The sequence below is a fragment of the Cohaesibacter marisflavi genome (assembly GCF_900115225.1).
Taxonomy (GTDB): Bacteria; Pseudomonadota; Alphaproteobacteria; order Rhizobiales; family Cohaesibacteraceae; genus Cohaesibacter; species Cohaesibacter marisflavi.
In genome coordinates this window covers 385,695-406,957 of the sequence record NZ_FOVR01000003.1, presented here as the reverse complement: position 1 = coordinate 406,957, position 21,263 = coordinate 385,695, and the positions used below count along the sequence as shown (strand labels likewise).

At 57.3% G+C, this 21,263-nt stretch carries 14 protein-coding genes; 13 read left to right on the top strand and 1 reads right to left on the bottom strand.

Features of this window, described 5'->3' with window-relative positions; genetic code table 11:
• Positions 1 to 67: 67 nt before the first annotated feature.
• Positions 68 to 1,309, bottom strand: coding sequence for a multidrug effflux MFS transporter (locus BM258_RS08565; RefSeq protein WP_244544641.1), 1,242 nt, complete (start codon positions 1,307 to 1,309; stop codon positions 68 to 70).
• Between the two features lie 496 nt (positions 1,310 to 1,805).
• Between BM258_RS08565 and BM258_RS08560 the strand changes: the two genes are divergently transcribed.
• The 13 genes from BM258_RS08560 to BM258_RS08495 all read left to right on the top strand — a co-directional run bounded on the left by BM258_RS08560 (position 1,806) and on the right by BM258_RS08495 (position 21,184).
• Positions 1,806 to 3,746 (top strand): S1 family peptidase, encoded by a 1,941-nt coding sequence (locus BM258_RS08560; protein WP_090071108.1) that lies wholly within the window; start codon positions 1,806 to 1,808, stop codon positions 3,744 to 3,746.
• 1 nt (position 3,747) lies between these two features.
• Positions 3,748 to 5,013 (top strand): hypothetical protein, encoded by a 1,266-nt coding sequence (locus BM258_RS08555; RefSeq protein WP_090071106.1) that lies wholly within the window; start codon positions 3,748 to 3,750, stop codon positions 5,011 to 5,013.
• A 19-nt stretch (positions 5,014 to 5,032) separates the two neighbouring features.
• Positions 5,033 to 8,140 carry a virulence factor SrfB gene (locus tag BM258_RS08550; RefSeq protein ID WP_090071104.1) on the top strand — a complete coding sequence of 1,036 codons (3,108 nt, stop codon included), beginning with the start codon at positions 5,033 to 5,035 and terminating at the stop codon, positions 8,138 to 8,140.
• 12 nt (positions 8,141 to 8,152) lie between these two features.
• Positions 8,153 to 10,888, top strand: coding sequence for a virulence factor SrfC family protein (locus BM258_RS08545; RefSeq protein WP_090071103.1), 2,736 nt, complete (start codon positions 8,153 to 8,155; stop codon positions 10,886 to 10,888).
• A 101-nt stretch (positions 10,889 to 10,989) separates the two neighbouring features.
• Entirely contained in the window at positions 10,990 to 12,153 is a 1,164-nt protein-coding gene (locus tag BM258_RS08540; protein ID WP_139229240.1) for a hypothetical protein, read from the top strand.
• Positions 12,154 to 12,171: 18 nt separating this feature from the next.
• A complete protein-coding gene (locus tag BM258_RS08535) occupies positions 12,172 to 14,058 on the top strand; it encodes a vWA domain-containing protein (RefSeq protein ID WP_090071099.1) in 1,887 nt (628 codons plus the stop codon).
• Positions 14,055 to 14,792, top strand: a complete 738-nt coding sequence (locus BM258_RS08530; protein ID WP_090071097.1) for an ABC transporter ATP-binding protein — start codon at positions 14,055 to 14,057, stop codon at positions 14,790 to 14,792. Before BM258_RS08535 ends, BM258_RS08530 begins: the two co-directional genes overlap by 4 nt.
• On the top strand, positions 14,789 to 15,979 hold the full coding sequence (locus BM258_RS08525) for an ABC transporter permease family protein (protein WP_090071095.1): 1,191 nt from the start codon (positions 14,789 to 14,791) through the stop codon (positions 15,977 to 15,979). The genes BM258_RS08530 and BM258_RS08525 overlap by 4 nt, the downstream gene beginning before the upstream one ends.
• Positions 15,969 to 17,564 carry a formylglycine-generating enzyme family protein gene (locus BM258_RS08520; protein WP_090071093.1) on the top strand — a complete coding sequence of 532 codons (1,596 nt, stop codon included), beginning with the start codon at positions 15,969 to 15,971 and terminating at the stop codon, positions 17,562 to 17,564. Before BM258_RS08525 ends, BM258_RS08520 begins: the two co-directional genes overlap by 11 nt.
• Positions 17,565 to 17,598: 34 nt before the next feature.
• Complete coding sequence (locus BM258_RS08515; RefSeq protein WP_090071091.1) at positions 17,599 to 18,306, top strand: hypothetical protein; 708 nt, start codon at positions 17,599 to 17,601, stop codon at positions 18,304 to 18,306.
• A 27-nt stretch (positions 18,307 to 18,333) separates the two neighbouring features.
• Positions 18,334 to 18,750, top strand: a complete 417-nt coding sequence (locus tag BM258_RS08510; RefSeq protein ID WP_090071089.1) for a hypothetical protein — start codon at positions 18,334 to 18,336, stop codon at positions 18,748 to 18,750.
• An 11-nt stretch (positions 18,751 to 18,761) separates the two neighbouring features.
• Entirely contained in the window at positions 18,762 to 20,225 is a 1,464-nt protein-coding gene (locus BM258_RS24450) for a VWA domain-containing protein (protein ID WP_175528000.1), read from the top strand.
• Positions 20,225 to 21,184: a vWA domain-containing protein gene (locus BM258_RS08495; RefSeq protein ID WP_090071083.1), complete on the top strand. Its 960-nt coding sequence runs from the start codon at positions 20,225 to 20,227 to the stop codon at positions 21,182 to 21,184. The genes BM258_RS24450 and BM258_RS08495 overlap by 1 nt, the downstream gene beginning before the upstream one ends.
• Positions 21,185 to 21,263: the final 79 nt, after the last annotated feature.

Here is a 21,263-nt window from a genome sequence, read left to right as displayed (position 1 = left end):
AGGCAGGCCGCCTATCTCCGGCCTGCTTTCTTTTCTCTCCGGTGTACTCAGGCGAGGAGACAAAGGGTCAGCTCTTACGCTCCAGCAACAGGCTGAACCCAATCGTGCCGACACCGGAAAAAGCAATGAGCAGGCCGAGAGGCCAAGCAGTTCCGTCTGCGCACAAGCCCACCAGTCCGGAGCCGAAAATGCCGCCGCCATACTGAATGGCCCCACACAGCGCAGAAATCGCCCCCGCATCATTGGTACTGCTCTCAAGCGCCCCCGAAAGGGCATTGGGCAGGATCAGGCCAGTGCAGGAAACGAACAGGAACATGGGCACAAAGAAACCGAGCGCACCGCCCAGATCAGACCACGCGCTGATCGCCAGCCACAGCCCGAACAGACAGGCGCCCGCTGAGCCGGCCCGCAAGCTTGTGAGCCGCCCGATACGCATCACAAGGCGCGAATTGATGAGGTTGCCGATCGTGATGCCAACAACACAGGTCGTGAAGATCAGACCATAGAAGCTGGGAGGAAGCTGGTGATAGTCGATAAAGACGAAGGGAGACCCGGCCACATAGGCAAACATGCCAAAATAGTAGAAGCCGCAAACCAGTGCATGGCTCATGACAGCTCGTCTTTTGAGAAGGTGTCCATAATCAAGCATGGCTGCACCGAGCTCTGAGAGAGCTGCTCCCCTGCTTGAGCCTCCTTCCCGTCGGCTTGGCAAGGTTTCCGGCAGCGTGAACAGGGCGATGAGCGTGACCAGTCCGATCACGACCAGCAGGGCGAAGATCATACGCCAACTGGAGAGGGACACAATCAACGCACCGGCGTTGGGGGCGATGAGTGGTGAAATCGTCATGACAGCCATCAGGAGCGACATGACCTGCGCTGCCCTGTCGCCTTCATAGAGATCGCGCACCATGGCCCGGGATAAAACAATGCTGGCTGCTGCGCCGATTGCCTGGATTACCCGCCAGACAATAATGCTCGAAACGCTTTGGGCAAGGCCGCAGCCTGCTGAACCGATGATGAATAGAACAATGCCGATGGCAACAGGCAGACGGCGCCCGACGCGATCGCTGATCGGACCCCAGAAGAGCTGCCCCAGAGATATGCCGATGAGGTAGCCCGAAATTGTCAGTTCAATGCGTCCGGGTGCTGCTGCCAGATCTTTAGCCATTTCCGGCATGGCGGGAAGGTAGAAATCAGTTGAGATCGAGGCAAAGGCCATAAGGGCCGACAACACCGCTCCTGCATGCCATAGCGCAGGTTGCGTTGGCCGTGATCGGAGCGTCTGGTCCGCCATATTGTCTGAAGTCATGGAAGGATGGGTGTCCTTTATAATGGTCACCGATTTATAGGGCCGACAGGCAGCAAAATCCAGCTCGGTTTGATGTCGATATCGCGATGAGAGTCATGAAACAGGCTCAAGAAAACATCTTCCGTTGGCATGAGGGCGCTCAGTCAACCTCTCATTTCTTTGCAGAAAAGGCGCGTAGAAGGGAGAAACTACAAGTTATAAGTTAGTAATTGCAGCATGTAATATTCGAGAAATTACTTATCTGTGGTTGTTTAAGTCAAGAGTAGAATATGACGAAGGTGAGTCTTTTGGCATTTGTTTGTTGATAATTTTGCCCATTTATATAGTTCGGTGAAGGAAAATTATTCAATTAAATTATTAGCATAGACTCCATGACACAATTTGGTTGCAATTTTTCCTCTTGTGTTTCAAGAAGAATATAAAATTCAATTAGTGGTTTAATAAATTTAAAATTGTGGGCTGGTTGTTTGCGACTTAGTCCGTGGGGGCGAATTCCGTGAGTGGGCAGCACACCTTCCTAAAAAGCAACAGATACAGCAGCGAAGAAGAAATCAGATTTCAGGGCACGCCGATTCTGGACACCTATGATGAGGGGCTGGACTATCTGGCGGCTCACATGCCGCGCTATGTAAGACTGTTTGCATCTCCGGCGGTCAAGAGAGATGGAGATGATACTCTTCTGACTGTGGCGTGGTATGGCGACGATGTCGGCCAGATGCAGGTTTGGGAGAGCCTCGACCAAACCGGAAAAGTGCGTGTTGCGGCCATGTTGCGCGGCTTTTTGAGCGATCTGCTCAACCGCATTCATCGCTTCGATGATCCGCAGGCCCGGATGATATTGGGTTGGCTCAATATCCTGTCCTTTGATGCAGACATGCTCGTTATCAATGGCCAGCCGGTCATCACCAATTGGGGCATAGTGCCTGCAGGTGTGGTGTCCAGTGCAGATCGAATGGCGCATCACCTGTTGCATGGCGTTGGCCAGTTTCTGCCTGAAAACTATGATCTGACTGATTTTGCGCAATTGATGCTGGACGTTGCCGAAAGCCCATCGGATGCTGATGAGGAACGCGATCAGCCATCTTTAAGTGGAGCCGCGGCTGGTTTGACAGCCGGAGCTGGCGTGGTTGCCGGTGCGGGTGCAGCCGCTGCGGTAGCCTCTCTTGGAGATGCTGTGTCATCAGATAGCTCTACGGCTGAAGGCTTCGAAGCGGCCCATGCCTCCTATCAGAGTGAAGGGGTGGAAGGGGCTGCCGCTATTGATCCGCTGAAGCTCAAGCGGTCCGACGTGAATTTTGCCTCCGATGGCGCGGAGACCGGAGCGGCCGGAGCTACGGCCAGCGCGGCAGGTGCCTATGGCGGCAGGGGAGGAGATTTTCCCGGCGGCAGACGAGGCGAACAGGACCAGCCTCGGGGCCGGATCTGCTGGGTGCCGGTTCTGATTGCCTGCATCGTGTCGCTGCTTCTCTTGTTGATCGCTCTCATCCCCGGTGTTCTGATCTACCCTTACGGCTCTTATTCCGCTTCTCTTCTCTCCCAATCGACAATCCGACAATCCGAACAGGCGTTGCGCACCCGCATCGCCGATTTGCGCAGCCAGCTTTCGCAAAGGCGCTGCGTTGCCGCGCCGGGACTGCTGGGCCCGGACGGCGCTTTGCTGCAAGGGGGCTCTGGGGCTGAAGGTACTGATCGGCCCGTCGCTACCCCAACAGGCCCTGTTGCGGCGCAATCGCCAACGGATCTGGTGCCGCTGCTTGATCAGGCGACTGTGCTCGTTCTGGCGACTGGTGCCAAGGGGCAGGTGAGCAGCGGGAGCGGCTTCCTGATTGCGCCCAATCAGATCGTCACCAACCGCCATGTCATAGAAACAGCCGAGGGCGGACAGGTCTTCGTGATCAATGAAACCTTGGGGGACGTGCGCAAGGCAAATGTCGTGGCCACCAGCAGCACAAGTGAATTGGGCGACAAGGATTATGCGCTGCTTGCGATGGAAGGAACGCCTGCTAATCGCTATTTGCAGCTTACCCGCACCATCGGCAAGGGACAGCAGACCTACGCGGCAGGCTTCCCGGGCTTTTTCATGGAAACAGACGCCAAATTCCGCGAGTTGCTTGCAGGCGATGCCCATGCCGCGCCGAGCATGGTGTTGACACAAGGCATCGTGACGGTCTTTCAGGACAGTCCGTCAGGCCTGAAGCTGGTGCTCCATAGCGCCGATATTTCGCCGGGCAACAGCGGCGGACCGCTGGTGGATGCATGCGGTAGTGTTGTCGGGGTCAATACCTTCATCAAGACCAGCGATGAAGCCCAATTGCGCCTCAACTTTGCGCTCAAGAGTGATAGCTTGCTCGATTTCCTCTCCCAGAATGGTGTCGAGGCAACAACTGCGAGCGCGCCTTGTCCGTTGGCATCAGCAAACGAGCAGGCAGGGTCGTGACATGGCGAGAAGCATTAAAATCGCCACGACACCTTCTGCCGAACTGACCCCCATTGGCAGCGCGCAGGAGCGCGACTATGACAGCATCGTGGACTATGTTGCTGTAACCCTTGGGGATGAGGTTGCTGCGCTGTTTGCCGAACCGGTGGGGAGCATGGATGGCGCCCGCATCGACTGGTATGTGAAGGCCTTTGGCCGCATTGAGGCGCTTGAAGCGCTTGATGAGCCAGAGCAGGCAAACCTGCTCGCCGAGCTGCATGTGGCCGAAGAGAAGATCGGCCGTCTGGCGCATGAGCTGCAAGGGGCATCAAACCCGGATGATCGTGCGCTGGGAAAGGCATTGGCCAATGCGACCTGCGTGCCGAGCCGCAAGCATATCTATGCCCTCAATGGCCATCCGGTGCTGGTGGCCTGGGGCTATCGCCTCAATGATCACAAGCCCATGCGGGGCGGTATCAGCAAGGTTGCGCCGGTCGCGGCCAAGGCGAGTCCAAAGGCGCCGCCTCAGATCGTCGAGCCCCATGTGGCAAAGCCGGAAGACGCGCTGGATATTGCTGCCCAAACGCAGCAGTCACCTGTCCATGAGAAGAAGAACCATAAGCGTTGCTGGCTGATTGCCCTTTTATGGGCGCTTCTGGCTCTGCTCATTGCGGCGATCTTGTATGTGTTGCTGAAGGCCTGTTCCATCTCGGCCTTTTTTCCGTGGATCGACTATTGCCCGGGCCGCTACCAGACCGATCTGGTCAGCCTGCAACAGGAAGTGCGCCTTCTGGAAAATGCGCTCGCCTTCAAAAACGAGAATTGCGACGTCGCAGGAACACCTGAAGAGCCTATCGCCAATGAGGAGCTGGACAAGCGCCTTCTGGAGCGCAACGCAGGCGATGGCGCCTTGCAGATTTCGCTGGCATGGAATGGCGGCACGGATCTGGATCTGATGGTCAAATGCAGCAACGGCCTCATCTGGTTCAAAGAGAAGAATAAGTGCGGGGCAAGTCTTGATACGGATTCAAACGGTCGCTCCAAAATCACGATGACTCCGGTGGAGAATATTGTCTGGCAGACCGAGGATGCCATCCCGACCGGTGATCTGCCGATCTTCGTGACCCTGTTTGATTATCGCGGCCAGCCCCAGCAGAATATCCCTTACACCGTCCGCGTCGTCAGGCGGCAGAATGGTGCCATCACATCGAATTACACAATCAACGGCGTAGCGTCTCGCTCACAGGTGAAACGACCGATCTTTATCGGTCTCGCCAACAAGCAATAGCGCTGCAATAGGCAACAACATGACTATATTCGCTGATATCACTCTGGTTCCTTTCTCTGGCATTCAATTCGTTGAGTATGGATTCGACCTCAATCAGCTGAACAGCTTTCGCCGGCATTTCATCGAGCGCCCGTTTCCTCAGGAAGCGACCGAAGAAGGCGTTCCGTGGAAGCTGCTGGAATCCAATCCCAATGACGATGAGCCAGAACAGGAGCAGATGGATGACATCAGCTACGACATCAACAAGATAGCGGCTCTCGAGCCCTTCCTGGGCAAGTGGGTGCCAGTGCCCTATTTGCGCCGATTGCCCGGGCGCGGGGCCAATGGCGAGATGATGTTCGATAAGGGCCCGACCAACTGGGCCCGCGCCATGGTCGTGCGCGATTATGAGAAAAACGGCGATGAAGGGCTCTGGTACAAGGTCATCTTTTCCTTTGATACCGCTCTCGCCATGGATGACGCGGACAATGTCACGGTCAATGCCGCCGATGATAGCAGCCAGCTCTATGTGGCTCCGCGCAAGCTCGATGTCGAAAATCCGTGCGAGTTCAGGATGGTCTCTTCCATGGCCAAGAATGGCTGGTTCCTCTCCAATCCGATTTCAATTGATGGCAGTGACGCACAGCAAGATTATCAGATCTGGGTGGCCGAATGGCTCGATGAGCTGTTTGAGGAGTATCTGACGAAGCGCTCCAAGGGACGCCAGCCGCAGCGCAAATATCACCTCGAGCATGCCGCCCGCTGGATTGCCCTTTTGCAGCTGCTTGACCAGCTGGTTCAGCCCGGCGTGGTGCATTTCGTGGACACGATTTCCGACGCCCGCTCGGTGCGTCCGGTGAATGTGGATCTTATCCTCGACGTTGGCAACAGTCGCACCTGCGGCATGCTGATCGAGAATTATCCCAACGAGGATTCTGTTGAGCTCAACAATTCCATGAAGCTGCAGATGCGTGACATCCAGCGCCCCTGGCAGACATATGACGAGCCGTTTGAAAGCCATGTAACCCTGTCGCAGGCATGGTTTGGAAAGGAAAATCTGTCGCGCATGTCTGGCCGCAGCGATGCTTTCTTCTGGCCGACCATGGTGCGCGTCGGGCCAGAGGCTTCCCGCATCAAGTCCACCCAGTCAGGGCTGGAATCCATCATCGGTATGTCCGCCCCGAAACGCTATTTGTGGGATGTGGCTCCGGTCAATCAGCCATGGCGCTTCCCGCAATCTGACTATTCCGATGAGGGCGAATTGCCACCCGTCGGCAAGGTGGCGCGCCGCTATCTCAATGCCCATGGCGATGTGCTCTCGCAAGTGCGCAAGGAGAGAGACCTCTTCACCGCGCTCTACCCCAAAAGCAAACCGGCCGAATATCTGCGGCCCAGCCAGCAACTGACCTATTCGCGCTCGTCCTTCTACAGCTTCATGCTCTCGGAGATCTTCTTTCAGGCCATGGTCATGATCAATGACCCGGCGGTACGGGCCGATCGTCGCCAGAGCGAAGCGCCTCGCAGCCTTCGGCGCATCATCCTCACCTTGCCCACCGCTTTGCCGGTGCGCGAGCAGCAAATTATGAAAATGCGCGCCGAGGCGGCCATCAGCTTCCTGTGGGATATCATGAAGTGGAACGAAAACCCGCCTCCGGGTCTGGTGCGTCCTTCCATTCATGTGGCGTGGGATGAATCCAGTTGCGTGCAACTGGTCTGGCTTTATGGCGAGATCAGCTGTCGCTTCGGGGGGCGCATCTGCGAATTCTTCACCATGATGGGCAAGCCGCGCCAGCGTTTCCTGCCCGATGAATTACCAAATCCAGACACACCGGAAGAGCCATCCCTGCGCGTCGCTAGCCTTGATATCGGCGGCGGCACGACGGACCTGATGATCACCACCTATTTTCAGGATGATGACCGTGCCATCGTGCCGGTGCAGACCTTCCGGGAAGGGGTGCGGATCGCTGGGGACGACATCACCAAGGCGGTGATCGAGCATTGCATCATTCCTGTGCTGGAAGCCGCGCTCACACAACATGGCGTCCGCGATGCGGTGGTTATGCTCAGAGACCTGTTCCATGGTGATCGAGCCAACATGGCCGAGCATGAAAAGCATGCAAGACGCCAGTTCGTGCAGCAGATTCTGGTGCCCGCCGCGCTGGGCATTATGGAGCGCTACGAGAATTCCGGCGAAGACCGCTATGAGGTCATCCATTCGGCAACCATGGCAGAGCTGATCAAGGATTCGCTGTCGGTCTATCCGTCCGTGCAGCAATATCTTGTCTCCGGCTTGGGCCAGTCCGGCGATGAGCCGTTCGACATCATGTCCATGGCCGTGCCGCTCAACTTCCATTTGGTCTCTGATGCCATTCAGGAAGTGATGGATGTGGTGTTCGAGCCGGTGGCTGAAGCCTTGGCCCATTTCGATTGTGACTATGTTCTGCTGTCAGGGCGACCGTCGAAACTCTCCGCCATTCAGGAGGGGCTGCTCAATCGCCTCGTTATCGGTCCGGACCGGCTGTTGCCAATGGGCGACTATCGCGCAGGCAACTGGTATCCCTTCAGAAGTCGTGACAACACCCGCATCGGCGATCCAAAATCCTGCGCAGTGGTTGGCGGCATGCTCTGTTCTCTGGCTGAACACAGCATCACGAACTTCACGCTCTATACCCACATGCTGCAGGGCCGCTCGACCACGCGCTATATCGGCGAGCTGGAAAAGGACATGAAGCTGAAGAATGACAATGTGCTCTTCACCTTCGATGAGTTGGATGATGCCAATGCCGACAATGAAAAGGTGCTCAAGCTTTATACTGAGAGCCTCGTCGGCTATCGCCAGCTGCCCTTTGAGCGCTGGGTGACCTCGCCACTCTATCACATCAAGCTCGAAGACAATGGTCCGGCCAAGCCGATCTCCGTCACGCTGGCGCGCGAGATGATGCTCGAGCTGGATGAGGATGAAATGGATCATCCCGATGTGAAGGCGGCAAAGCTGATGAATTACGAGGCGACCAAGGAAGATCTGCGCATCGTCGATGCCGTGGATGCCAATGGCGGCGACGTGCAGCGCGTGGTGTCCATTTCCTTCCGGACCTTCCCATTGTCCCAGAGCGAATATTGGCTCGACTCTGGCATCTTGAACATTTAGCGGGGCCGAAAAATGATGATTGTAAACGAGCAGCTGCTTGAAAAGACAAAAGAAACCGCCAGTGCTGCGCAGGAAGGCGTCGACTGGCTCAAGATGCCCGCCAATGTGGAGCGTATCGGGGAGGCGGCCAAGTCGATCGAGCGCGAACTCAAGCGCGGTGTCGTTGATGCCCTCCGGCTTTCCGAGGCAGCCACCCGCCCCATGGCGGTTGCCGTGTTCGGCGCCAGTCAGGTTGGCAAGTCGCATCTGATCTCGGTGCTCGCCCGTTCGAATGATGAGCTTTATGCGGTCTTTGATGGTGTCGATGAGCCGGTCAGCTATATCAAGCAGATCAATATCGACAAGGAAGGGGAATCCACCGGCCTTGTCACCCGCTTTACGATCAACAAGGAGACGACGCCCGTCGGCTTCCCCGTCTGCCTGCGCTGGCTCTCCCATGCGGATCTGATCAAGATTATCGCCAACGCCTATTTCTTTGATGGTCGCCCCAACAGCTTTCCTGAAAGTGCCGAGATTACCGAGCATGTCAGTCGATTTTTAAGCGCTGGCACCGGTGGTCAGAATAATGGCCTGAAGCCGGAAGATGTCTGGGATCTGCAGGACTATTTCACCCAATATATGAGCGCCTCGGCTCTAACCGCCAAGCTGGATGCCTTCTGGATGGCGGCTGCGGACATTTGCCCCAACCTGTCCATTGCTGATCTGGGCAAGTTCTTCTCGATCCTCTGGGGCAAGGAAGAGCCGATCACCAAGCTCTATGTGGATCTGGTCACGGCTCTGCAGCGTCTGGATTTCCCAAAGACCGCCTATGTGCCTTTGGCTGCCATCGATGCAACCAACCCGAAGATTACCAGCATCATCACGGTGGCCGGTTTGTCTGACATCTCCCAAGGCTCAAGCGAGCAGATCGAGGTCAAGACAATGAGTGGCGCCTCGGCCTCATTGCCGCGCTCTTCGGTGGCGGCCCTGACTGCTGAGATCCTCATCACCATTCAGGACAAGCCTTGGGATTTCTTCGACCATACCGACCTGCTCGACTTCCCCGGCTATCGTAGCCGTGGCCTGAAAGCGGCCGATTTCGAAGAAGATGATGACGACAGCAACCTGAAGGGCATCGCAAAATATCTGGCACAGAATCCGGACAAGACCCTGCAGACGCTGTTGCTGCGCGGCAAGGTGGAATATCTCTTCCAGCGCTATGTGGCCGAGCAGGAGATCACCTCCATGCTGCTCTGCGCCCAGCCCAACAATCTCGACGTGGACCAGCTGCCACAGGTGGTGGCCAAATGGATTACGGCGACCCACGGGCCAAAGCCTGAAAACCGGCTGAACAAAGAAGTTCTGTTGTTCTTCATCTTCACCAAGTTCGATTTGCATTTCACCCGCAAGACCAGCGACAGCTCCTTCGGGCTGGAAGGGCGGCTGGGTGGGGCCATCGAAAACCCGCTTATCCAGTCCTATGGCGGCAGCGCCGACACATGGGTGAAAAACTGGACGCCGGGCCAGCCCTTCAAGAATTGCTACCTGATGCGCAACCCCAACATTCTGAACCGCGAGATATTTGATATCGATGGTCAGAGTGAGACTGGTGTGAGGGAGAGCGAAAAGGGATTTCTGGGGGATCTCAAGAACACCTTCGTCAGCGTCGAGCCGGTACAGGAGCATTTCAGCGATCCGGCCGAAGCATTTGCGCAGATGATGGAACTCAATGACGGCGGCGCGTCGCACATAGCCAGAAATCTGTCACCGGTCTGCAACCCCGAGATCAAGAAACGGCAGATAGAAGAGCGCCTCAAAAAACTGCGGGAGCGCCTGTCCGAGCGCCTGTCCGCCTATTATGTCAGCTCCGATTCCTCGGTTCGGCTGGACGAACGGCTGGCGGTGGCTGATCAGGTTTTGCAGGAGCTTTATGTATGTGACGAACGGATGCGCTTTGGCTCCCTGTTGCGTGGCCTGATGCTGGATCCGGGCATGCTGGCCAGCCGATTGCATGAAGCCAGTCTCAGCCGCGCCATCGAAAGCCGGTCTGATGATGACAGCGACGCTTCGCAGGCCGTGGCATCGGTTGCCCCCTCACGTCCTCGTCCGGGGGCAGGGCGCGTGCGACCAAGGCCGACACCAGGTGGAGGTCGGGCTCCGGCCAGTGCAGCTGCGGAGGCAGCATCTGAGGCAAAGGCGATCCAGCCGCCCTCAAAGGCGCCTACCAAAAACCGGCAGCGCCTGTTGGCTGAAGCGGCCATCGTGACGATGATCGAAAATCTGTTCGAACAGGCTGACAATCCAAGCCTTGCTGCGCTCACCGGAGTGTCGGCGGACGCCTTGCGCGAGATCGCCAAGGAAATCGCGCTGGCCGTGCGTCGGGTCAAGCTGACGGACAGTCTGGCCGAACAGATCGCCCGCATCGCCTTTGTGGATCGTCGCGACGAATTGCTCAACAAGGCCACGCTGGCCGCCGAGCACATGACCAACGGCTTTATCGCCGATCTGGGCATGTCGCTGCTACCGGAGGAAAAGCGAGCCGTGATCGAATATGAGACGGGTAGCCAGCCGGTGTTCAAATCCAGAGCGGTTGCCTTTGATACCAGCGGCATCTCCGACGAACCCGATGCCTTTACCACCCGCTATGTCGACAGCTGGCTGCATGCCTTCTTCAAGGTCGTACAGGATAACGCGTTGGGCGACACGCTTGATGTTGATCCTGAACTCAATGCGCGACTCGGCGGCATTCTGGAAAGGCTTTCAAGGTAACGCATCCAAAGGAACGCATCAGTGGTGCGCGGTGCGCCCGCAACAGATAGCCAGCAATGAAGAGCATGGCACGCGAGAATTTATCGGAAAGTGAGCAGGAAATGAGAATACTTTCGGCGCATAAGGAACACGGTCCCGGGCATGCCTGGTTGAGCATGGACCATGCCGTAACGCCCGAGACGGCCTTGGTCATTGAACGCGAAACAGACAAGGATCGTTATCTGGGCAGCAGTGGCTGGCAAAGCGTGCCGGAAAATCTGCCCGTCGATGCCGTGGATGGGGGGCGGATGCTGCTTGGCCCGACCATTGTCGATCATCTTGGCGAAGGGGATTTCATCAAGATTGCCATCGCAGGTACAGGCTATTTCGAGGAAGATTTCTGGCCTGTCGTTCCCATTTCCGGTCGCAAGTCATCCGGCTTTGGCATCGTCTCTTCCAAGCCATCTGCGGATGCTCACCAGAAGGCAGGGCCAAGTGATCTGGCGGTCAATGTCAAAGGGGGCGGCGCTAGGCAAAGCGCAGCGCCTACAGACAATGAAGACGGTGACGAGGCCGCCGGTGCAGGGGCGGCAAAAGGCAGACACTATATGCCGGGGGAAACCATTTCGATCGACCCCAGTCTCATAGCCTTTGCCGATCCGTCCATAACAGAGAAACCGTCCACCCGTATCAGCCGCAAGACTATTGTCGGGCTGGCTGGCTTCTGGGTTCTGATCGCGGTCTGCCTGCTGGGCTGGTATTACAGCCCCTATTTGCTGGCCGGGTTGGATTCCTTCTCCCAACAGGCCGAGCAAACGCCAGTTGAGGAGCCGGTTGTCACGCCTGCGCCGACACCAGCTCAGACGCCATCTGCAACACCGGCCCCAACGCCGCAAGAGCCGCAGGTGGCCAGAGGCCGCAGTTATTGGCAGCAGCAGATGATGAGCGGGCAGATGTCCGGACAGCAGCTCTACGAGGCCTCCGAGGAAACGGCAGACAATGCCGATCTGAGCGACATGTCTGCCGAATTCCTGCGCCTTGCCTCCAACAAGGGCTATGCGCCAGCTCTTAGGTCCTATGCCGAACGCTATGACCCCACCAAGCCGGATGCGGCAGGCGCATCGGTCATCAAGAATGCCAATACGGCGCTTGACGCCTATACGCGCCTCAAGGCTGGCGGAGACGCCAATGCTGCGGCGGATATCCAGACTCTCTGCCAGTTCCTTGAGCCGAAATATTATCAGGATGCAGAGGCCCGCACCGCTGTCGACGACTATTGCAGATAAGCTTGAAAGGTTGGCTCCATGAAGAAATTTGCTTTTATTCTTGTTCTATTGATTGCAAACCTGACGCTCATTCCCCTGGTCGGACTTGAGCAGTCTGCCTTCGCGCGTGAAGCGCTGCTCATGCAAGGCAAAAAGACCCTTTACCGCAGGGTCGTGACCAAACCGGGCAGCCAGTTGCTTTCTGCTGCCTCGCCCAGTGCGCAGGTGATCAAGGGCAATGTGCCAGCCTTCGCCGTCTACTATGTCTATGGCGAGCAGAATGGCTACACCGAGGTTGGCATCAACAGTCGGGGAGATGCGGCAGGCTGGATCGCTTCGGAAAAGCTGGTCGACTGGAAACAGTCTATCGTTGTGGCCTTCAACAACCGGGCTGAAGCCGGTCGCGTGCGGCATCTCTTCTTTAAGGATTTCAACACGCTCGCCGATGACATTGAGGCCTATCAAACGCCTGATGAGTTCGCCAACAGCCCCGACATCGTGGCTGTAGAGCCGGAAAATGCCATCAACGACAACAACAATTTCTATCTGCTGCCCATTCTCGATCATGAATCGATCTATTTCCCCGATGACAATGAAGGCAACATGCTGCAAGTGGGGTCGGTGACGGCGGCCAGCGCGCGGCGCACCACTGAGGATTTCAGGGCAGGGGTCGTCTTTGTTATTGATACCACCATTTCCATGGGGCCCTATATCCGCCAGACCAAGGAAGTCGTCGAACAGATTGGTGTGCAGCTTGAGAATTCCCCGCTGTCAGGCAAGGTTTCCTTCGGGCTGGTGGGCTATCGCCAGTCGACACTGACCAATCCGGGCATTGGCTATAATGTCAAAAATCTGTTGCCGCTGGACGCGCATTCAGACGTCAACCAGTTCCTTGCTGCGATTGACAATATGGATGTTGCCAAGGTGCCGACCGTCGGCTTCGATGAGGACGCCATCGGTGGCATCGCCTTTGCCAGCAATGATAACAATTGGCAGCCCTATGCCGCCAAATATATGATCCTTGTTACCGATGCCGGGGCTAAATCCCCCGAGTTGGGCGATAACTACGCCCACGAGTTGGACATCCCCGAACTGGCCGGAGACCTCAATGACAAGGGGATCCGCCTTCTGGTGATGCATCTGAAAACTCCGGCCGGCAAGAAGGACCATCGCACCGCCGAGCTGCAATATCGTCAGGCGTCCCGCCTCGTAGGCTCTATGAATGATCTTTATACCGATGTCTCCGAGGGCAGTGTGCGTGAATTTGGCAATGGCGTCAGCCTGATTGCCAGCCAGATCGTTACCACTTCGCAGGATATCCAGAAAGACAAGGAGATCGCTGAGCCCGACGCGAATGACAATTCCACTCAGGCCAATCTGCGTCGCGCCGCCAAGGCCTTCCAGCTGGAATATCGTGGCAATCAGCAGGGCGAACAGGCGCCGGAATTCTATCGTGCCTGGACCATCGACCGTGCCTTCGCAGCCTATGCCCGTCAGGCGCTCGATATCCGCATTCTGCTGACCAAGAACCAGCTTTCAACCATGGCGCAGAATCTGCGCGAAATCGTGGATCAGGCCAACAGGCCCGGCGGCATCATCGATGCCAACGCCTTCTTCCGCAGCATTCAGGATCTGGCGTTGCGCACCTCGAACGATCCGACCCAGATCCGCGATGATCAGAGCCTTGGTGATGCCATTGCAGAATATCTGGATGATCTGCCCTACAAGAGCCAGACCACAGCCATGACCATGGCCGACTGGGTGACCCTCAGTGCGCCCGAGCAGCGGGACATCATGAATGGTCTGGAATCCAAGCTGCGCTATTACGAGCGGGTGCATTCCGATCCGGACCGCTGGTTCGACCTGCATGAGAATGCCGCGCCGGGAGAAGCCGTCACGACGATCTCGCTGGACCGCATGCCATGATCGCACTCACTGTTCGCAACATACGCAAAAGCCTGAAAGACCCCGACCGGGCGTTCGATCTGCACATCCCCGCCTTTGATGCAAAGGGCGGGGAGAAGATCGCTGTTGTCGGCACGACGGGATCAGGCAAGACGACAGCCATGGATATTCTGGCCATGGCCAGCCAGCCCAGCATATGCGAGCAGTTTGACCTTGTTGTTGATGGCAAGACCCACGACCTCAATGCCGCCTCGAAAAACCGGCGCGAGAGCGCCCGCCTGCGTGCCAGCTATTTCGGCTATGTCATGCAAAAGAGCCCGCTCTTTCCCTTTCTGTCGGTGCGGGAAAATGTCCTGCTGCAACAGCATATTTCAGCCCGTCCCGATGCCGCGTTCGTCGAGCAACTGTTTGACCGACTGGGCATAGCGATGATCGCCGATGCCATGCCTGATGAAATCTCGGTGGGACAAAAACAGCGCACGGCCATTGCCCGTTCCTTGGCCCATCACCCGTCCATCATTCTGTGCGACGAGCCGACGGGGGCACTGGACCCGCGAACCGCACGGGACTGCATCGAAACCATCATCTGGGCGGCTGAGCGCGCCGGTGCCATTCTCATCATGATCACCCATGACTGGGATCTGGCAAAAGCCTATGGCTTCGACTTCTACGAAATCAAAACCAGAATGCTTGCCGACAATGCCATGTCTGCAACACTTGCCCATCAATCCGGCGCGGAGAAACGCAGAGCATGATTGCACTGGATCTGGCCATAAAGAGCATCCTGCGCTCTCCGAAGCCCAATATCGCGGCGATGATCGCCCTCATTTCGGTGCTGGTGCCCACAATGCTGCTCTGGAGCATGAAGGTCGGCTTCATCCAGTCGATGCTTGATGAATTGCGGACATCTCCGGCGAGCCTAGAAATCCGGGTGAAGGGGGACTATGTCCTGACGCCCGATAAGCTCAGGGAAATCGAAGCCCTCGATGGTATCGGCTTCATCATGCCGACAGCCCGCTATCTCGCCTCCCGTGCGTTCGCAAGTCATGACAATGGTCGGGATAGAACGCCCATATCCCTGTTGCCGACTGGCACCGGCGATCCGCTTTTGCAAGCAGGCGAGGGATTGGTTGGAAACGGGGACGCCATCATTACCCGCGACCTTGCTGAAAAAATCGGGCTAGGGGTGGGGGATGCATTCGAGATTTCCACCAATCGCAAGAAGCAGAGAGAGCTGCTGCGCATTCCGCTGACCATTGCCAACGTGATCTCGCGGGAGACGGTCGTTGGTCAATGGGTGATGGTCACCCCCTCGGTCATTCAGGAGGTGGAAGCCTTCATTGATGGCTTTGCCCTGCCTGACAGGGGCAAGGAGGGCAAGCCCCTTGCTGAGCGTCCGGACGTTTATTCCGGCCTGCGCCTATATGCCGACCGCATCGAACATGTCGCGCCGCTGGCCAATGAGATGACACGTCTGGGCTTTTCGGTGCAGAGCAATGCCGCCCGCATCGAGGCCATACAGCAGCTCGATAAAATTCTGAGCGGAATCGTTCTGGCAATCGGTCTGGTGCTGTTTGTCGGGCTTACCCTGTCTGTCTGGTCGGGCATGGTCATCCAGCTTGAGCGCTTGCGGCCCCACGTCGCCCTTCTGGGGCTTATGGGGCAGGGCCTGTTTGGCGTTTCCATGTTCTTTGTCTTTATCGGCCTGTTCAACGCCTTGGGGGGCATTCTACTGGCCGATGGCCTGACATTGCTGCTGGCGTGGTTGGGGAATATGCAGTTTCAGGGCGTATATGGCAATTTCGCGGCCATTTTCGCGCTACCCGTTCGCCATATCGCATTGATCGACGCAGGGGCCTTTCTGCTCCAGCTCATACTCGCATCCTTTGTTGCTTTAAAATCAACCTATATTCGTCCGGGGGACCTGTTCCGTGGCTATTAGATATTCTCGTGCTTTTGGGCGGGCCATCGCTGGCCTGTCCCTGTTTCTGTTTTCCGCTGGTGCGACTTTGGCGCAGGAGACGTGGGACGCCAACTATTACAATCCGGCTGGCGATCCCGATGTCCTGCTGCTGCCCATCCCATGCGGGGGCAAGATTGCGCTCAAAAAGGTGGTGACCATCACCGAAGATCCTAGCTCACCGGTCGGTCCTTTGAGTGACCAGCGCATCGTGATCGGTCGTGATGCCGGACGGACGCGTGGCTATATCGAGGAAAACCACCATGAATATATCTCCGGCACCCTCATGGATGACGAAACCCACGAGCGCTATTATCTGATCGGGGCATATGAGGTGACGCAAGGCCAATATGATGCCGTGATGAAGGGGCCCGATGTCTGCCCCAGACGCATGAGCCGCAAACTCAATGTGCCCGTTACCAATGTCAGCTGGTATGATGCGATTGATTTCACCAGAAAGCTCAATATCTGGCTCTACAGCAATCCTTCCAGCATGATGGCAACCCTCTCCCAGATCGGAGCAGCCAATGGCTTTGTCCGTCTGCCAAGCGAGGTGGAGTGGGAATTTGCGGCCAGAGGCGGCAGTGCAGTTCCCGCTGCCGTGCGCAATGAGCCGGTCTTCTTCAGCGAAGGCACCATCGACGATTACGCCTGGTATAATGGGGCGATGTCCTCCTCGGGTAAGGCTAAGCCGATTGGCAAGAAAAAGCCAAATCCGCTGGGGCTCTATGACGTCTACGGCAATGCTGCCGAAATCGTGCAGGATTCCTTCCGCATGACCCGCTCGGATCGCCTGCATGGGGCGATTGGTGGCTTCGTGGTGCGCGGCGGCTCATTTCTTGATAGCCCCGATCTGATCACCTCGGCGCGGCGCGATGAAAATCCCTTCTTCGATGCGCAGGTGGGAGGCGAGTTCAAGCGCCGCTCGATGGGCTTCCGCATCGCTGTCAGCACCTCGTCCATCCCGCGTGATGTCTCCGAGGTTCCACGCCTGGAGACGGCCTTTGAAGAAACCCAGCGTCAGGTGGATGGCCCCCTAGATCAGCAGCCGCTCCAGCAGATGGAGGCCGTGGCCGATCAGGTTCAGAATGCAGAATTGCAAACCAAGATCAGGGAGTTGCAGGGGCAGTTGCAAGACGAGTTTGCCCGCCGCAATGAGCTGAAGGCCCGCAATGTGCGCGTCATGCTGTCCAATGGCGGGCTGCAGGCGATGGAGGTGTTCCTCAGTGCCCGGGCGATCAAGAAATTCAAGGCGGCCTACAAACAGGCCAAGCTGACCAATACCCACCCCGAATTCTACGCTCCGCGCATCGAGGCGGAATATAACCATTACACCCTGATTTCAAACGCCTATTACGAGACGGTGGACACGCTGGCCGATTATGCCGCGCCGGAAATCCGCACACAGTCGGGCGTCGTCAAGCAGGCGCTTTCCCAACGCAACGACACGGACATGATCCGCTTTGTCGAGGCTCTGGAAACCTCCATTGATAAATTCCGGCACGCGCGCAACCAGCACAGCGTGCTGCATTTCCTCGATGAAATTCCAACCCCATCCATTGATTGATTGAGATTTATAGAGACACAGGAAAGTCAGTATCATGTCGCAGAAATACGTTTTGGTCGCAGCGCTCGCCGCTTCGCTTGCCCTTGCAGGCTGCGTGACCACGCAACAGCCAACCGGCCCTCTCAGCCCCACCGAAATGGCCATGCGCCAGAAACAGAATGAGAATGTGCGCATTCTTCAGGGCGTAGCCACGGGCGCAGCCGTGGGAGCCATCGTTGGCGGTGGGCTCGGTCTGCTGCTCGGCGGGGATGAAAAATCCATGGCTCAGGGCGCTATGATTGGCGCTCTTGGCGGTGGTGTACTCGGCGCGGCCGATGCCCAGCGGGTCAACAAGCAGGCTGGCGCTCAGGCAGCCCAGCAGGATCAGCTCAAGGGCGTTATCGCCAATGCTGAAAAGAATATCGCCCACTATCAGGAAATGGCGAACTTCACGCGTCAGCTGGCCGCCGAAGAACAGGCCGAGATTGATCGTCTTAATGCCCAACTTAGCGCCGGGCAGCTCGCGCCTGACGCCTATCGTGCCCAGATGTCCAGCGCCCGTGGCAACGTGCAGATCGTGAATAGCCAGATCTCTAATGTTGACCGCGATATCACCGATCTGGAAGGGGCTGCCAACAACGGCATGGATGTCAAAAAGCAGATTTCCCAGCTCAAAGCCCAGAAAGCCTCGCTGGAAACCCAGCGTGACGCCCTCGTTTCCGCCTATTCCCGCGTTCCGTCCGAAGTCGGCGTAACCATTTAATCCCAGTGTGAAAAGAGAGATGACATCATGACAAAGTTTCGGACAAAGGCTCTGGTTCCCGGTATTGCGCTGGGTGCTCTGTTGCCCCTTCTGGCTGCCTGCCAGACAACGTCATGCACGGGGGATGCCCGCTATGATGATTATTGGTGCGCACGCAGCAATCTCAATAATGGCGTCTATCAGCAGCAGACCAACCAGTTGCAATCCATCGCATCCCATCGCCAGTATCAGGCCGCCAATGCGCAGGCCAATATGTATGATGAAAAGGCCAATCTGTCTGCGCGGCAAGCCGAGTTGAACAGGCTGCGTGCAGCACTTGCCCAACGGCAGCAGCAATTGTCTTCGGCCCGCGCCAACAATGGCACCGCCGAGCAGATCTCGCGTCTTGAAGCCGACGTGGCCGCCTTGCGGGCACAGGTCGAAACCCTGATGCAAACGCAGTAAGAAGACGTCACATGAAGGGCATTCGTCTGGCTGTTCTGGTCATTTTGTGGGTAGGATTCGTGGGACTGGTTGCGCTGCTGGCGGGCTTGTCGCTCAAGGCCTGCGGCGTTCGGTTTCTGGGCTACGAACTAAGCTGGTGCGCGGCGAGCCACCGGCCTGATGTGTCGCGGCTAAATGCCCTGCAGCGTGAGCTGCACAGCCTGATCGAGATGAACGGCCAGATGGGCGCCCAATGTGGTCCCGTTGCGCCCGTGCCTCGGTCCGGAGCGAGGCCATCGCCCGTTCCTGGGCAGCCGGGTGCTCTGGGTATCGGTCCGGCTGGTGGCAATGGGGCCGTGGGGGCGGTAGGAGAAGGTGGTGCAGGTCCGCTTGCCTCCGATCCCGCTTTGCCTTCGGCTGATCCAGCTTCTGGCGCAACTGGGCCGACGGAAGGAGAGGTCTCTCCGTCTCCCATGTCGACACCAGAGACGGATATGGACGGAGATATGCCAGAAGCCGACGCCGAAGCTGACATGCCTTCCGCCGAGGGTGCCATGCCATTGCCCGAACCTGCACCGCATAGACTGGATGCCAGCGGTGATGGAGCCGGTGGAGCTGGTGCTGCGGCGTCTGGAGGAACTGGCGAAGGAGGTGCAGGAGCAGGTGGCGCTGGGGGTGCAGGAGCAGGAGCAGGAGCAGGAGCAGGAGCAGGAATCCCTCCTGCGGGTGCTGGTGGGGCTGGCGGTACACCTCCCTCTGGCGGTGGAGGCGGAGGCGCAGCTGCTTCGGGAGGCAATCCTCCTCCGGCAGGCAGTCAATCGCCAGAAACTCCGCAACAATGCGCCGATGGCAAGCCGAAGCTTGATTATGTGGTGCTGGCCCTTGATCATTCCAAAAGCATGGGACTGCCAGTCAACATGGACAGCGCATTGGCAACCGAGCTTGAAAACACCATCGAGGGCGGCGGCCCCGACGCTTGGCAAGCCTCCAACACCTATAATGCCTATATCGCCCGCCCCGGTCGTAAGCGACTTGACGAGGTCAAATCCTCCGTCGGGGAAGTAACCCGACGCCTGCCTCCGGAAACCAGAATTGGCGTGGTCACCTTCGCCGGATGCAATGGCGTGGTGGATATGGGAGATTATGATGAAGGCAGACGCGAGCGCCTGATCAGCAAGATCAAGCAATTGCAGACCAAACCGGCAACGCCAGCAGCAGATGCCCTCAAAATAGCCATGGAAAAGGCTGCCCGTGTGCCTGGCGGGCGGGTAATTTTCGTCAGCGATGGTAAAGATACCTGCGACGCCGACCCATGCGCCGTGGCCAAGCAAAGCTCAGGCGTTCAGGTCGATGTCATCTCTCTTGGTGGTGGGCAGGCACTCTCCTGCGTGGCAAGGGCCACCGGCGGAAAGCTGGTCGAACCAGCCAAAGAAGCGCAGAGCTTGCAGCAAATTCTTGTTGAACTGGGGCTCAATGGCGCAAGAGGAGGCTGCTGATGAGAGCTCTGCGTCTGATCGGATTTGTGCTCTTGTGGCTGATTTTTATCGCGCTGCTGGGCTATCTGGGCCATCTGTCGCTGAAGTCTTGTGGCGTCAGGATTTGGGGCTATCAATGGAGCTGGTGCTCAGCTGAGGCCGCACCAGATCTCGCAAGGCTCAACGCGCTTCAGGACCAGTTGCACATGCTGATGCAAATGGCCGGTGAACAAGAGAAGGCCTGTCCTCCGCCGCCGCCAGAGATGCCGGTCGCGAAGGCGCCTCCACCTGAACCCGAAGCGCCAGAATCCCCTTCAAAGCACTGCGCCCGTCCCGAAGATCGCAGCTATATTGTTCTTGCGCTTGATCATTCAATCAGTATGGGCCTGCCTGCTGATGTTGATAGCGCACTGGCCACGAAGCTGGAAAAGCGCATGGGGGCTGGTGGGCTTTCAGGCAAAACGGCACAAGTTATTTATGCCGGTCTGATAAAGAAGCCCGGTCGCAAGCGTCTTGATGATCTGAAAAGCGCCGTTGAACAGGTCGCTCGCCAGACTGATAAAAAGACGGAGATTGGTGTTGTATCATTCGCTGGTCGCTCTTTTGTGAGGGATCTGGGAGACTTCGGTCCAGCAGAGCGCTCAGGCCTTATCGCGAAAACCAACGGATTGAAGCTGAAGTCCTCCACGGCCGTGGCCAAGGCGTTGAAGTTGGCGCTTCGAAAAGTACAGAAAAAGGGTGGGGGACGCATCATTCTGGTGAGTGATGGCAAAGATACAAATGGTGGTGATCCATGCGCCGTGGCACGATCGCATCCGGAAGTGGAGATTGATGTGGTGTCCCTTGGTGGAGGCGACGCCCTTGCCTGCGTTGCCAAGGCCACAGGCGGCAAATGGATCGAGCCTGAGCAGTTGGGTGCCAATCTTCAATCCATCATGGTCGATCTTGGGAACAATGGCGCCCGCGCTCTTTGCGAATGAGGGGTCAAGGCTTCCAGCTTTCAAGGCAAAAGCCTGACTGGGCGCAAAGCCTGTTACGGGCAAGATCTGGCAGCCTCTT